This is a genomic window from Micromonospora sp. NPDC049044 (genome assembly GCF_040649215.1).
Taxonomy (GTDB): Bacteria; Actinomycetota; Actinomycetes; order Mycobacteriales; family Micromonosporaceae; genus Micromonospora.
Genome location: NZ_JBEZFA010000015.1, coordinates 1 through 13,212, shown reverse-complemented (window position 1 = coordinate 13,212; position 13,212 = coordinate 1). Strand labels below are relative to the sequence as shown.

The following is a 13,212-nucleotide window of genomic DNA, read 5'->3' as shown; positions in this document are numbered from 1 at the left end:
CGATCCGCCTGCCCGCACGCCCTGGCAGTCGCCCAACTCCCACCCGGACGACCCGCACCTCACCATTCCCCAGGGGCCGCGCACCGGGACGCACGACGATGGCGAAGGACTCGACGGGGACCTCTGAGCGGGGCGGCCGGCGCGTCGCCACGCTCACTTCGACGCAGGCCGCCGCCGTCGCCCACGTGCGGTCGCTGGCGATGGCCGAGCGTGCTGGCGCGCTTGTCGCGATTGCCCGGCACCTCGCCGCCGCCGACATCGGCCAGCCCCCGGAACGCCTGTTGGCGGCCATCCGGACCGGGCGGCTCACCGTCAACTTCCACCCCGACCGGCTGGGTGCCGACGGTCGGAGCGTCGCCGACGCCCTCGCCGAGGACGGGGTGTACCGCAGCCAGTTCGTCACCGGGATCTCCAACGGTGGGCTCACCGCGTACCCCGGTGGTGACCGGGACCGGTGGGAACACCGGATGTTCGACGGCGCGTACCAGCGGCCCGGGGTGACGCCGGCGCAGCGGCCGGTGTACGGCGGCCTGAACCTGCTCGGCTACGCCGACGGCGCCTGCCCCCGCTTCGGCTCCTGTCACCTTCGGCTGCGGCAGGCGGTGCTGAGCCGGGCGACCTTCTGTCTCGGTGACAGCCACCTGAGCCCGGAGGTGGTGGGCACGGCCGACGCGTTCGAGGCGGTGCTCGCCGGGCTGCTGGCCCAGGCCGCCGCCACCGGTGACTGCCTGGGGCGTGCCGGGACGGACGTGGCCACGCTGGTGCGAGCGTTGGGGCACCCGCCGACCACCCCGGGCCCGGTCGGTCGGGCGCTCGACGACTATGTGGAGGCCCAGGTCCACGGCTCGCTCGACCTCGCGCACGACGTCGAGGAGTTGGTGCTGGACCCGTCCTTCGCCGGCACCCCGACCGGTGCCACGCTTGTGTCGATCGCCGAGCGCCACGGTTTCCCGGTGCGCTGGCACCCCGGCTTCGTGCTGGCCGTCGATCAAGTCGACGCGGAGTTCCGGGGCCCGGCGATCCCGGTGCTGGCAGCCCGCGTGCACCGGGAGTTCGCCCAGGCTGGTGATCCGGTGGACGCGGCGCTTGTCGGCCGGGCGGCCGCGTCGGTGGTGATCGAGCCGCAGCGGTGGGCGGACCGCGGCCCGATCGCGGACACCCTCCAGCACCTCAAGCAGCTCTGGCACGTGCTGGTCCGCCACGGCACGCCGCACCGGTCTGTGCCACTGTCGCCAATACCGCGCCCGGTGTCCGATTTTCGGAGGTGACCGGGACCGCAGCTGGCCGGCGTACGGGCATTCCGGAATGCCCGACAGGTGAACCCGGTTGTGTCCCCCATACCGCCGGAGTCGAAACCCCTTCCCGCGGTCATCTCCCGAGGAGCGTTCACCCCGGAGCGCTCCGCACGATCGAGAGGGCAACCATCGTGAAGGTCGCCTTCACTCGATGGCTCCCCGCCATCGCGAAGGACTCGTACCGCAAGACCGCGCTGAGCGTTGTGGGTGTGGCCGCCCTCGGCGGTCTGGCACTCGCGCCGACAGCGGCGGCCGCCCCGGTCACCTCCGGCCCCCACCAGGGTGCCGTGGCCGCCATCGACCTGGCCACCGGCAAGGCCAAGACCGCCAGCCCGGCGCGTCAGCAGGACCAGCCGATCGAGTCGGGGCTGACCACCGGCTCCGCCACCGGCAAGCCGCCGGCCGGCAAGCCCAGCCGCGACCAGCTGATCCCGCACGGCATCGAAGGCGCGCAGTCGCGTATCCCGCTCGATGACGCGCAGCTGGCGAACGCGCGGGCGATCGTCGACGCCGCCAAGAAGACCGGCGTCGGTGACCGGGGTGCGGTGATCGGCGTCGCCACCTCGCTGCAGGAGTCGAAGCTCTACAACCTCGGCCACCTCGGCGTGTACAACGACCACGACTCGCAGGGGCTGTTCCAGCAGCGCCCGTCGTCCGGTTGGGGCACGCCCGACCAGATCACCGACCCGGAGTACGCCGCCACGGCGTTCTTCACCGCGCTGCGCAACGTTGGCGGCTGGCAGGACCTGCCGCTGACCGCCGCCGCGCAGACCGTCCAGGTCTCCGCCTTCCCCTACGCGTACGCGCAGTGGGAGGAGCAGGCGGCGGACATCGTCCAGCAGTTGTGGTGACATCCGCACAGCCAGCCGGCCGGCTCCCGTTCCACGGGGGCCGGCCGGTTCGCGTTCGTCGCCCGGATCAGCAGGCCGGGTAGAGCCGGCGGGTGCCGACCCCGGCGGCGTACGCGTCGCGGTCACTGAACCGGCAGCCGTAGTCGGGCCGCGCCACCACTGCCGGGTCCGTCACGGTGTCGCCGGCCGGGCGCCTGCCGGTGCGTACCCAGGACATCAGGTCGTCCCAGCCGGCACCGGCCTCGGCCGGGGTGAACTCGCAGTGCTGCGTGGCCCGGATGGCCCGCTGGACCACCAGCCTGCCGCGACCGTTGCGCGCCACGTCGGTGGCGTACGCCTGCTCCATGCTGAACGGAACGAACAGGTCACCGAGGCCGTGCAGGCTGAGCACCGGGGCGGTGGGCCGACCGGCGATCCGCGGCACCTCGGTCAACGTCGGCAGCAGCCGCTGTACGACGTTCTCCGGGGCGACCCGCCGTACCGTGGCGTTGACGTCGACCGGGCTGTTCGGGGTGTAGCGGGTCAGCAGGTTCGTGGAAAGCTGTCCGGGCCGTTCGGCGGGGGAGTCGCCACCACTTGTCACAGTGATCGAGAAGAGGAAGTCCTTCCACACCGCGAACGCGGCGTCGGCACCCGGACGGGGCCCGCCCGAGCGGTTCACGGTGATCGCCCGCAGTTGCCGGCCCCGCTCGGTGGTGGTGTCCGGTCCGGTGGGGGTCAGCCCCGCCAGGCCGAGCGCCACCTGGATGCGGGGTACGGCGTTTGTCAGGTAGTCGGCCGGGGTGGGATAGGCCGGCACCTCGGCGAGCGCCTGCGCGACCAGGTTGTAGTCCAGGTAGAAGTCGAGCAGCGTCTGGTCACCGAGCACCCCGCACATCGGCAGCGTCCCGTCGTAGTAGCCGGGGTACTGCTCGAGCGAGCGACCGATGACGTACCCGCCCATCGACACCCCGGCCAGGTAGGTGTGGTGCGGCCGGCGGACGGTCCGCCCGAAGTGGTCGGCGAGGTCCTTGGTGCTCAGCACCCCGGAGCGGATGTCGAAGCCGTTGCGGTCGTACGACGACGATGCCCAGGCGTACCCCTGTGTCAGGAGACGTTCGCGCAGCCCGAAGGCCGGTTGCTCCGGTGTGAGGACCGTGCCCTGGCCCCGGTAGCCGTGCGCCCACAGCACCAGGTCCCCGTTCCACCGGGCGGGGACCTCCATGATGTAGCCGGCGTGGCGGTACACGCCCTGCCGTACCGTCGTCTGCCGGCCGCCCACGACCAGTGGGGCCAACGGCGGGTTCTCGATGGTGTACCCGGGCAGCGGTTGGCCGCCGCTCGGGTCGCGACCGGTGGCGCCGGCCGGCGCGGCACCGGCCAGCCCGACCGCCAGGGTAAGCGTCACGCTGGCGGCGAGCAGCCGGCGGAGGGTACGAACGGGTGCGGACAGCATCGATGCTCCCCATCGGACGGATGTCGCCCCCGGGGGCGACCAGGCGGGACGGTTGCCTACCGGCCGGTAGCGCCCTGAACCTAGGGCCGCCGTCGACGGGTGTCAATGGCTGCGCTGACCGGCCGGTCAACCGACTCCGGGTGGGCGTACCCGGTTGCCAGCGCGACCGGGTCGGTCGGGTTGACTTGTCGGCGTGGACGAGTTGATCTGGGAGGCGGCCCGGGCGTCGCGTAACTGGTTGGACACGGCGAATGGGACCGGGCAGACCGAACTGACCTGCCGCATCCTGAAGCTGACCGAGGAGGCGGGGGAGGCGTCGGCGGCTTGGATCGGTCTGCTCGGGCAGAATCCTCGCAAAGGTGTCACCCACACCCGGGCGGACGTCGCGGCGGAGTTGGCGGATGTCGCCTTCACGGCGTTGGTGGCCATCGAGAGCCTCGGGTTGGATGCCCAGACCGTCCTGGACGCCTGCGCGGCGAAGGTCCGCTCCCGGCTGACCGGGTGAGAGGCGGGGCGGCCCTGCGGCGTCGCCGCCCCGGCCGGCCGGGGCCGTTTGTCGGGTTCGAGGCGTTTGGCCGGTGACCTGTCGCACCCGTGGCCCGGAATCGTGGCCGGGCCGGGGTCGTTACACACCCTGACGATCGCAGCACCACCGCCCCGCCCCCGGGGCTGGAATGCGGGCCGAGGCCCGGTCGTTACAGTCCCCACGAACGACCACGCCGCGGCGGTGCCGATGGATGGGCCGCCCCCGGAATGACCCCGGCCCCCCGGTCGTTACACAGGGACCTGGCGCCGCGAGCCCCCCGCTCGCGGGCCGCCGACCCCGATGACTTTCCCCCTTTTTTGCAGCGCCGGACGAGGTGCTCACATCCGTTGCCCTCAGGCGGGTGTCCTTACCCCCGAAGGAGCTTTCCCCATGACCACGATCTTCCGTAAGAGCGTGTTGTCTGTTGCTGGTCTGGCGTTCGCCGGTGGTGTGTTCGCCGGTCCGATCGCCGCCCACGCGAACCCGGTCGACGCCAAGCCCGCCGCTGTGGCGGTGCAGACCAGCGCGCCGAAGCCGCAGGGCGACCAGTCCCACATCTCCCTCAACGGTGAGCAGACCGCGAACGTCAAGGCGATCATCGCCGCGACGAAGAAGGCGGGTCTGCCGGAGCGGGCCGCGGTGATCTCGATCGCGACGAGCCTGCAGGAGTCGAAGCTGGAGAACCTCGGTCACCTGGGTGACAGGAACGACCACGACTCGTTGGGCCTGTTCCAGCAGCGCCCGAGTTCGGGTTGGGGTACGCCGGAGCAGATCACCGACCCCGAGTACTCGACGACCGCGTTCCTCAAGGGTCTGAAGCAGGTTGACCGGTGGCAGGACATGCCGCTGACCGACGCCGCGCAGACCGTGCAGGTCTCGGCGTACCCGGACGCGTACGCCCAGTGGGAGCAGCAGGCCACCGACCTGGTCGGCCAGCACTGGAACAGCTGACCCCCACCGCACAACCCGACCGCTGGCCGGCACCCCACAACACGGGGTGCCGGCCAGCGGCGTACCCCTGGTGTGGTCAGGTCTTGTGCTGGCGCGTGCGGAGGATGTCGACAAGTGCGCAGACCAGCGCGAGCGCGATGATGCCGGTGGCCAGCAGGAGCGACCGTTCGAAGGACGTGGTCCAGTTGCCGTGGCTGGCCGCCAGCGACGAGAAGAACATCGAACCGACGGCGGCGATGCCGGCGGCCGCCCCGATCCGCTGACCGGTCTGGAGCATGCCCGCGCCACTGCCCGACAGCGCCACCGGGACGTCGCCGAGGGTGATCGTCTGGTTGGGTGCGATCACCAGCCCGCTGCCGATGCCGGCGACGAGCAACGGGCCGGCCGTCACCCAGGGGGCCGGGGCGTGCGGGGCCAGGTGCAACGCGACAACAGTCGCGACCAACCCGACCACGACGGTGAGCAGACCGATGGCGACAAGTGGCCGACCGACGCGGTTGACGATGCGGCCACCGAGCACGGCGGCGGCGGCCGAACCCAGGGCGAACGGGGTGATGGCCAGGCCCGCGACGAGCGCGCTGTAGCCGAGCCCCATCTGGAGGAACAGCGTGAAGATGAAGAAGATCGCGGTGAAGCCGCCGAAGTAGACGAGCGCGATGAGCGACCCCAGGGTGTACGACTGGAGGTTGAACAGGCGAAGGTCGAACAGCGGTTGGTGGTGGCGGGCGTATCGCCGCTCCCAGAGCCCGAAGGCGACGAGCACCGCGAGCCCGGCCGGAATGAGCGCCCACTTCCAGGGGGTCCGCCACTGCTGCTCCTGCACGAGCGGAAGCAGCACGAGGACCACGCCGACGCCGAGCAGCAGGACACCGAAGGGGTCGAGCTGTCGCCAACCGGGTTGACCGGCGGGGCGGCCGGGCAGCAGACGCCAGCCGAGGATCACCGCGAGCACACCCACCGGCACGTTGACGAAGAAGACCCACCGCCACCCGTGCTCCTCGCCGCCGACGGCGATGAGCAGCCCGCCGAGCAGCGGCCCGACCGCTGTGGAGATACCGATCGTGGCGCCGAGCAACCCGAACGGGCGGGCCCGTTCGGGTCCTCGGAAGAGCTGCTGGATCAGGCCGATGACCTGCGGGTTGACGACGCCGGCGGCGGCGCCCTGGAGCAGGCGGGCGATCACCAACCAGGTCGGCGAGGTGGCGAGGCCGGCAAGCGCACTGGTCAGTGTGAACAGTGCGATGCCGAAGACGAACGCGTTGCGGCGGCCACGGGCGTCACCGAAGCGACCCGCGGGCACCAGCGCCAGGCCGAAGGTGAGCGCGTACCCGGAGAGGATCCACTGGAGGTCACTCGACGAGGCGTGCAGCGCCCGGTCGATGGACGGCACCGCGACGTTGACGATGCTGACGTCGAGCAACGTCATGAACGCGGCGACCAGCCCGACGCCGACGGCCTGCCAGCGTCTCCGGTTCGCGGCGGCGTCCACCGGCTGCGGCGGTTGCGCCGCACTCATGGTGCCCCCCGTGGACAGGTGATCGCCCATCGCTGACCCCTACCCCGGTCACCGGGGGGCGAAGCGTCCCGGCGCGTGCCGCGGGTCACGCCATCTGACGGGCGCAGAACCGGGGGCCGAAGTCGAGACCCGCCATCGGCGAGTCCTCGCGGTGCAGCAGACCCTTCTCGGTGAGCAGGTGCAGTGGGGTGCCCACCTGCTCCTCGGTGAGCCCGGACTCCTGGGCGATCAGATCCGGATACGGGACCTGTCCACGCGCCTCGAGAGTGGTTACCGCCTGGTACACCCGTTGCTCGGCCTCCGACAGTTGCACCTGCTGCATGGTTCCTCCTTCGTTCGTCCGCCGTCGTCCGGCGGCGGCCGTGCGCCGGTTACCCCCTGGCCGACCGAAGATGCGCACCCGATCGGGCGGTGCGCAGGCACCGCGACGGTGCGCGTTGCGCGGCTCGGCGGGGCCGTGGCCATCCCCTAGGCTGCTTTCGTGATCGTTTGGGATCTCGTTGTCGTCGGCGCCGGCCCCGCCGGGTTGTCGGCGGCCTACGCCGCTGCCCGCGCGGGTGTCTCCACCCTGGTTGTCGAGCGGGCCGCGCACCCGCGGTACAAGACCTGCGGTGGTGGCCTGATCGGCACCTCGCTGGCGGCAGTGCACAGTCGCATCGAGGTGCCCGCGCAGGACCGGGTGGACCGGGTCACGTTCACCCGGGACGGCCGTCGGGAGTTCACCCGCCGCAACGACAGCGCCGTGGTGACGATGGTGCGCCGCGAGGAGTTCGACGACCGGTTGCGCGCGGCGGCGGTCGCCGCCGGCGCGCAGCTGCGCGAGCGGGTCGCGGTCCGCGCGATCGAGCAGGACCCCGAGGGGGTACGCCTGCGGCTGGCCGACGGTACGACGATCGCGGCCCGGACGGTGATCGGGGCGGATGGCTCGTCGGGGGTGACCGCCCGGCAGGTGGGGGTGCGGTACCGGCAGGTGGACCTGGGTCTGGAGTTGGAGATCGCGGTACCGCCGGCGGAGCAGGAGCGGTGGCGGGGGCGGCTGCTGCTGGACTGGGGCGCGATGCCGGGCTCGTACGCCTGGGTCTTTCCCAAAAACGACAGATTGACCGTCGGGGTGATCGCCGCAAGGGGCGCGGGGGAGGGCACCCGGCAGTACCTGCGGCAGTTCGTCGACCGGCTGGGGCTTACCGGGTTGCCGGCGGAGCACGACTCCGGGCACCTGACCCGGTGCCGCGCGGAGGATTCGCCGTTGCGTAACGGCCGGGTACTTGTCGTGGGGGACGCGGCGGGGCTGTTGGAGCCGTGGAGCCGGGAGGGCATCAGCTTCGCGTTGCGCTCGGGTGAGCTGGCCGGTGCGGCGGTCGCCAGTGGAGAGCTGGCCGGGTACGAACGGGCGGTCGCCGAGCGCCTGGTGCCGGAGATGCGGGCGGGGTTCCGGCTGCTCGACGTGTTCACCCGGCGTCCGGAGGTGTTCCACGCGCTGTTGGCGACCCCGCTGGGTTGGCGGATGTTCGTCCAGTTCTGTCAGGGCCGGGCGAGCTTCGCCGAGATGCTGCGACGGCGGCCGATCCGGGCGGCCCTCGCGGTGCTCGACCGGCTACCCGATCGGCGTCAACAGCCCACCACTGCTCACCCAGGATCCTAGGATGCTCTACGCGGTGTGACGTCCCTCTGGCACACAGCACCTCTCGCGCCAGACAATGACGGGGGAGTACCAGGAGGTGCCGATGACCGAGCAGCCGTTCACCGACGACGAGTACGCGTTCCTGCGGCACGCGCGCTTCGGGGAGTTGCCGCCTGCGGTCCGCCCGGAGGATCGGGTCGAGCTGACCGAGACCGATCCGGGGCGGGACCGGCCGGAAAAGGCCGAAGACCCGGTCCGCTGGAACGTGCAGGGCTGAGACGCGCGGGCGGGCCGCGGGTGTCAGCACCCACGGCCCGCCCGCTTTCGGCGATCAGAAGACCGGCACGCCCTCGCGTACCAGTCGCCAGTTGGGCTGGAAGAAGTCGGCCGGGTCGATCGTCCCCTTGGCCTGCGCCCAGTCGATGAGCAGCTGACGGATCTCCTGCTGCGCGTTGTAGACCTGGGTCTTCACGATGCCGGGGAAGTTGCCGCCACCGCTGCGCCGGTAGTTGTTCACCGCCACCACGAACTGCGCGTCGTCCGCGACGGGGGTGTCGGTGCCGGGCAGCACCAGCCGGGTGATCCGCTGGCCCACCGGCTTGGCGATGTCGATGTCGTAGTCCAGGCCGGAGAGCGCGTCGTAGTTGTAGTCCGGCACCGACGGGTCGCTGATCTGCTCCGGGTCGACCGGGGCTCCCGGGGCGAGGGCCCGGAAGTACTTCGCCGAGTACTCCAGGTACGCGCGCACCTCGGCGCCGCTGAGCACCACCGCTTCGAGGGTGTTGTCGAACACGTACAACCCGGCCACGTCACGGATCTTGACGTCCCCGGCGGGGAAGACCGCGGTACGGCTGAACGGCGAGGCCTGCGACAGCACCGGCAGGTCGGCGTACTGCGTGCCGGCCAGCGCCTTCGTGACGGTCTCGGCCTGGACGTGGTTGATGAAGTCCAGGATGGGAGTGTCCTTGTACCGGGACTCGACAGTGGACATCTCGACGGTGGCCTGGGCCACCACCTGGTTCACGTACGCGATGGTCTTCTGGTGCTGGGCCCGCACCGCGGCGAGCACCTTCGGGTCCTCGACCACAGTGTTGGTGTTCAGCATGCTGGCGGCCTTCTTGGTGATCGCCCAGCGGCCACGCTCCCGGGTGAGGGTGAAGTCCATCCGGGTGAGCCGCTGGCCCCACTTCGACGGCTCGGAGAGCAGCACCTGCGTCCCGGTCTGCTCGTTGGTGACGAACCGCTCGGCCACCTCGTTGTGCGCGTGACCGAAGAGGATCGCGTCGATCCCCGGCACCTGCTGGGCGAGCAGCGCCACCGGGTTCTCGTTCGGCAGCTCCGGGCCGTAGCTGGAGGTGCCGCTGTCACCGCCGTGCGCGGAGATCAGCACCAGGTCCGCGCCGCGGGCCCGCATGATCGGCACCCACTTCGCGGCGGTCGCGACCATGTCGTCGAAGCGCAGCTTGCCCTCGACGTTGCCCTTGTCCCAGATGGCCACGCCGGGGTTGGTGAGCCCCAGGATGCCGACCCGCAGGGTCGGCGCGCCGAGACCGAGGGAGACCTTCTTGATGACGTACGGCAGGAAGGCCGGCTTGCCGGTCTTGGCGTTTATCGCGTTCGCGGCGAGCGCCGGGAAGCCGAGCTGGCGGATCCACAGGTCCAGCAGCGGCAGACCGTAGTTGAACTCGTGGTTGCCGAGCGTCACCGCGTCGTAGTCGATGACGTTCATCGCCCGCGCCATCGGGTGCTTCTCCCCGGTGGCGGTGATCGGCTCCTGCTTGGCGTAGTACGTGGCCAGCGGCGTGCCCTGGATCGTGTCGCCGGCGTCGAGCACCAGCGTCGCCTTCCCGCGCCGTTCCCGACGGATCTGGTTGATCAGGGTGGCCAGCTTCGCCACGCCGATGTCGTTCTGCTTGCTGTCGTCGTACTCGGCGTCGCGGTAGTAGTCCCAGTTGTAGACGTTGCCGTGGGTGTCCGACGTGCCCAGGAGGGTGAGGTCCCAGGTGCGCGGGCGTGCCTTGCCGGCCGCCTGCGCGGGCGCGGCGGCGATCAGCGGGGCGGTCGCCGCCGCTGCGGCGGCGACGAGCACCTGGCGGCGCGACGGGCCGGAGGGAGAGGTCATGACGTGCCTTTCCATGGGGATGGACGCGCCTCGTGAGCGCCTTGCGCACCATAACCAGCAGCTGTCACTCCCGCCACGCCAGCCCCGAGCAGAGCAGCGGTTTCCGCAGGCCGGTGCGGGGTAGGGCGGTCAGGGACGGCATTCGCGGGAGCGGCCCGCTTCCCGCGCGCAGCGAGGAGTCTCAGTGAGCGAGGACCAGCACACCCAGCAGGACCCGACCAGCCAGTACGGCCAGCAGTCCGGTCAGCCCGCCCAGCAGCAGTCAGCGCCCGGCTCGACCGGTCAGATGACGCCGAAGCCGGACCACGGCGAGGAGTCGTACCGGGGCAGCGGCAGGCTGACCGGCAAGCGGGCGCTGATCACCGGTGGTGACTCGGGGATCGGCCGGGCCATCGCCATCGCCTACGCGCGGGAGGGCGCCGACGTGCTCATCTCCTACCTGAGTGAGGAGGAGGACGCCGACGCCCGGGAGACCATCCGGCTGGTCGAGGACGCCGGCCGGCGCGGCATAGCCGTCCGTGGCGACATCACCGACGAGGCGCACTGCCAGGAGTTGGTCGATCGGGCGGTCCGCGACCTGGGTGGCATCGACATCCTGGTGAACAACGCGGCGTACCAGATGTCGCAGGACAAGGGGATCCTCGGGATCAGCACCGAGCAGTTCGACCGGGTGCTCAAGACCAACCTGTACGCGATGTTCTGGCTCTGCAAGGCCGCCATCCCGCACCTGGCCGAGGGGGCGGCGATCATCAACACGGCGTCGATCCAGGCGTTCGACCCGTCGCCGCAGTTGCTTGACTACGCCACCACCAAGGCGGGGATCGCCAACTTCACCAAGGCTCTTGCCGCCGACCTCGCCGAGCAGGGCATCCGGGTCAACGCGGTGGCCCCCGGCCCGGTGTGGACGCCACTGATCCCGGCCACCATGCCCCAGGAGAAGGTGAAGCAGTTCGGCACCGACACCCCGGAGGGCCGGCCCGGCCAGCCGGCGGAGCTGGCTCCGGCGTACGTCTTCTTCGCCTCGCAGGAGTCCAGCTACGTGACGGGCGAGATCCTGGGGGTCACCGGCGGTCGACCGACCAAGTGAGCAGTCGCCGGGTGGGCGCCCGCCGTGCTGCCCACCCGGCGCCGCCTGTTCCGGGTCAGTGGTAGGCGCGGCCCGTACTCGCGCGGCTCACGGTGCCTGTCGCGCGGGCCTGTGGTCAGCGGGGCCAGGCGGCGAAGCGTTGCCGGATCGCGGCGACGTCGGCGGCGCCCAGACCGTACCGGCCGAAGCGCCTGTCGGAGAGCCGGTCCAGGTAACGGCCGGCGGCGCGCACGTCGTCGGGGTCGAGCGCGGGGTCGACCTGCCGTGCCAGCACCAACAGTTCGGTCACGTCGTAGTGGTCGAGGGCCGCGGCCACGTCGATGAAGTCGCGGACCTCCCGCCGGTTGACCAACGCCGCGATCTTGTTGGCTACCAGGTCGCGCACGTCCATCACCGGGCCGAGGTCCATCACGACCGGGCTCTGCTGGCGGTCCAACCGGGCCAGGCTGAGCCGGATCTCCCGTCCGTCGCGGCTCACCACGAAGTCCTTCATGTCCTGGCCGTACCCGTCGAACAGATCGGCGAGCTCGCTGTCCGGGTCGGCGTCGGTGACGGTGAACCCGGCCCGCTCCAGCGCCCCGCGCACCCCTGCGGACGCCGCCGCCGCGGCACCCTCCACGTCCGCGAAGAGGTCGACGTCCTCAGTCGGTCGGGCGACCAGCCCGTGTGCCGCCCAGGCCACCCCACCACCCAGCACGAACCGGTACGGCCCGGCGGCGGCAAGCGCCACCCGGGCCACCTCCCGGTAGAAGTCGTGCAGGTGGGGTGCGATCACGCCGCGCGCAGGCCGCGGTGCCGGCTCTCCCACGCCTGGCGTACGCCCCGGGGCAGGTTGAGCAGCCGCCACACCCGACGCAGTGTCCGCCCGTTGATCAGCGCCCGCAGATCGTCGGCCCGGGTGGTCTCGCGGAGCACGTTCTCGTACATCCAGAGCAGTTGATCAGGGTCGCCGAGGTCGAAGGTGCGCTCGGCGTTCCACATCAGCCGTACCGGTAGCTCCACCACACCTCGGGTAGGGCCGGCCAGCTCGGCGAGCGTCCGCGCCACCACAGCGGGGCGACCCGGGCGGGCCAGAAAAGCCACGCCGGTCGCGGTGGGGGAGACGGCCTGCATGGTGTCAGGGTAACGCCCGCCCGAGCCGGTGTCGCTCAGGTCGATCCCAACGCGCTGCGCACCACGCGGCGGCCTGGTCGTCGCCCCCCGACGTTCGTCCGTTTTGCCCGAGTCCGCACCTGACCGACTCGGGTTCCCTGAGGTCGCGGTATCGGGGCGTCCCAGATGCCCCGACCTCCGGAAACCCGAGTCGATCATCCCGGTGCGGGGCGGGTTGACGCCGCAGGTCGGGCGCCATGTGGGCGGTCTGTCCGCTGATGGGCGCTGTGGGTTGTGACCCGGTGCACCCGTGGCCCGGAATCGTGGCCGGGCCGGGGTCGTTACATCCCCTGACGATCGCAGCACCACCGCCGTACCGTCCCGCCCCCCGGGGCTGGAATGCGGGCCGGGGCCCGGTCGTTGCAGTCCCCACGAACGACCACGCCGCGGCGGTGCCGATGGATGGGCCGCCGGCGGAATGACCCCGGCCCCCGGGGTCGTTACACAGGGACCCGGCGCCACGAGCCCCGTGCTCGGCGGTCGCCGCACCCCGGCGCCGAGCCCTCCGCTCGCAGGCCGCCGGAAGACGCCGAGTAACCATAGGCGTCACCCCCCGAAGACTTTCCCCCGTTTTTTGTAGCGCCGGACGAGGTGCTCACATCCGTTGCCCTCAGGCGGGTGTCCTTACCCCCGAAGGAGCTTTCCCCATGACCACG

The 13,212-nt window shown here is 71.4% G+C and carries 13 protein-coding genes; 7 read left to right on the top strand and 6 right to left on the bottom strand.

The genetic code is table 11. From position 1 onward, the window contains the following. Positions 1–98 precede the first annotated feature (98 nt). Together AB0B85_RS14875 and AB0B85_RS14870 are read left to right on the top strand one after the other, a co-directional pair. The gene (locus AB0B85_RS14875; RefSeq protein WP_357407392.1) at positions 99–1,268 is read left to right on the top strand and encodes a DUF3626 domain-containing protein; all 1,170 of its coding nucleotides are present in this window, start codon (positions 99–101) and stop codon (positions 1,266–1,268) included. A 158-nt stretch (positions 1,269–1,426) separates the two neighbouring features. Further along, positions 1,427–2,146 (top strand): hypothetical protein, encoded by a 720-nt coding sequence (locus AB0B85_RS14870; protein ID WP_357407390.1) that lies wholly within the window; start codon positions 1,427–1,429, stop codon positions 2,144–2,146. A 67-nt stretch (positions 2,147–2,213) separates the two neighbouring features. Here the strand turns inward: AB0B85_RS14870 and AB0B85_RS14865 are convergent, their stop codons facing one another. Further along, a complete protein-coding gene (locus tag AB0B85_RS14865; RefSeq protein ID WP_357407387.1) occupies positions 2,214–3,581 on the bottom strand; it encodes a hypothetical protein in 1,368 nt (455 codons plus the stop codon). Between the two features lie 193 nt (positions 3,582–3,774). On the opposite strand from AB0B85_RS14865, the gene AB0B85_RS14860 reads away from it, so the two are divergent. Continuing rightward, positions 3,775–4,086, top strand: coding sequence for a MazG-like family protein (locus AB0B85_RS14860; RefSeq protein ID WP_357407385.1), 312 nt, complete (start codon positions 3,775–3,777; stop codon positions 4,084–4,086). 411 nt (positions 4,087–4,497) lie between these two features. After that, positions 4,498–5,058 carry a hypothetical protein gene (locus AB0B85_RS14855; RefSeq protein ID WP_357407383.1) on the top strand — a complete coding sequence of 187 codons (561 nt, stop codon included), beginning with the start codon at positions 4,498–4,500 and terminating at the stop codon, positions 5,056–5,058. A 76-nt stretch (positions 5,059–5,134) separates the two neighbouring features. Here AB0B85_RS14855 and AB0B85_RS14850 read toward each other — a convergent pair whose 3' ends face one another. Both AB0B85_RS14850 and AB0B85_RS14845 read right to left on the bottom strand, forming a co-directional pair. Then, positions 5,135–6,574: an MFS transporter gene (locus AB0B85_RS14850; protein WP_357407381.1), complete on the bottom strand. Its 1,440-nt coding sequence runs from the start codon at positions 6,572–6,574 to the stop codon at positions 5,135–5,137. Positions 6,575–6,659: 85 nt separating this feature from the next. Beyond that, positions 6,660–6,896, bottom strand: coding sequence for a hypothetical protein (locus tag AB0B85_RS14845; RefSeq protein WP_357407379.1), 237 nt, complete (start codon positions 6,894–6,896; stop codon positions 6,660–6,662). A 159-nt stretch (positions 6,897–7,055) separates the two neighbouring features. Here AB0B85_RS14845 and AB0B85_RS14840 point away from each other — a divergent pair, with 159 nt between their 5' ends. Together AB0B85_RS14840 and AB0B85_RS14835 are read left to right on the top strand one after the other, a co-directional pair. Then, complete coding sequence (locus AB0B85_RS14840) at positions 7,056–8,216, top strand: geranylgeranyl reductase family protein (protein WP_357407377.1); 1,161 nt, start codon at positions 7,056–7,058, stop codon at positions 8,214–8,216. Between the two features lie 82 nt (positions 8,217–8,298). Next, entirely contained in the window at positions 8,299–8,472 is a 174-nt protein-coding gene (locus AB0B85_RS14835; RefSeq protein WP_357407375.1) for a hypothetical protein, read from the top strand. 54 nt (positions 8,473–8,526) lie between these two features. Here AB0B85_RS14835 and AB0B85_RS14830 read toward each other — a convergent pair whose 3' ends face one another. Further along, entirely contained in the window at positions 8,527–10,317 is a 1,791-nt protein-coding gene (locus AB0B85_RS14830; protein WP_357407373.1) for a 5'-nucleotidase C-terminal domain-containing protein, read from the bottom strand. Between the two features lie 184 nt (positions 10,318–10,501). On the opposite strand from AB0B85_RS14830, the gene AB0B85_RS14825 reads away from it, so the two are divergent. Further along, complete coding sequence (locus AB0B85_RS14825; RefSeq protein WP_357407371.1) at positions 10,502–11,404, top strand: SDR family oxidoreductase; 903 nt, start codon at positions 10,502–10,504, stop codon at positions 11,402–11,404. 115 nt (positions 11,405–11,519) lie between these two features. Here the strand turns inward: AB0B85_RS14825 and AB0B85_RS14820 are convergent, their stop codons facing one another. Further along, on the bottom strand, positions 11,520–12,179 hold the full coding sequence (locus AB0B85_RS14820) for a nucleotidyl transferase AbiEii/AbiGii toxin family protein (protein WP_357407369.1): 660 nt from the start codon (positions 12,177–12,179) through the stop codon (positions 11,520–11,522). Further along, entirely contained in the window at positions 12,176–12,517 is a 342-nt protein-coding gene (locus tag AB0B85_RS14815; RefSeq protein WP_091400038.1) for a hypothetical protein, read from the bottom strand. Before AB0B85_RS14815 ends, AB0B85_RS14820 begins: the two co-directional genes overlap by 4 nt. Positions 12,518–13,212 lie beyond the last annotated feature (695 nt).

What these genes read in the sequence shown, in the direction of transcription:
- AB0B85_RS14830 (WP_357407373.1), bottom strand. Translation starts at nt 10,317, where the DNA reads ATGACCTCTCCCTCCGGCCCGTCGCGCCGCCAGGTGCTCGTCGCCGCC.
- AB0B85_RS14845 (WP_357407379.1), bottom strand. Translation starts at nt 6,896, where the DNA reads ATGCAGCAGGTGCAACTGTCGGAGGCCGAGCAACGGGTGTACCAGGCG.
- AB0B85_RS14865 (WP_357407387.1), bottom strand. Translation starts at nt 3,581, where the DNA reads ATGCTGTCCGCACCCGTTCGTACCCTCCGCCGGCTGCTCGCCGCCAGC.
- AB0B85_RS14815 (WP_091400038.1), bottom strand. Translation starts at nt 12,517, where the DNA reads ATGCAGGCCGTCTCCCCCACCGCGACCGGCGTGGCTTTTCTGGCCCGC.
- AB0B85_RS14875 (WP_357407392.1), top strand. Translation starts at nt 99, where the DNA reads ATGGCGAAGGACTCGACGGGGACCTCTGAGCGGGGCGGCCGGCGCGTC.
- AB0B85_RS14850 (WP_357407381.1), bottom strand. Translation starts at nt 6,574, where the DNA reads ATGAGTGCGGCGCAACCGCCGCAGCCGGTGGACGCCGCCGCGAACCGG.
- AB0B85_RS14855 (WP_357407383.1), top strand. Translation starts at nt 4,498, where the DNA reads ATGACCACGATCTTCCGTAAGAGCGTGTTGTCTGTTGCTGGTCTGGCG.
- AB0B85_RS14835 (WP_357407375.1), top strand. Translation starts at nt 8,299, where the DNA reads ATGACCGAGCAGCCGTTCACCGACGACGAGTACGCGTTCCTGCGGCAC.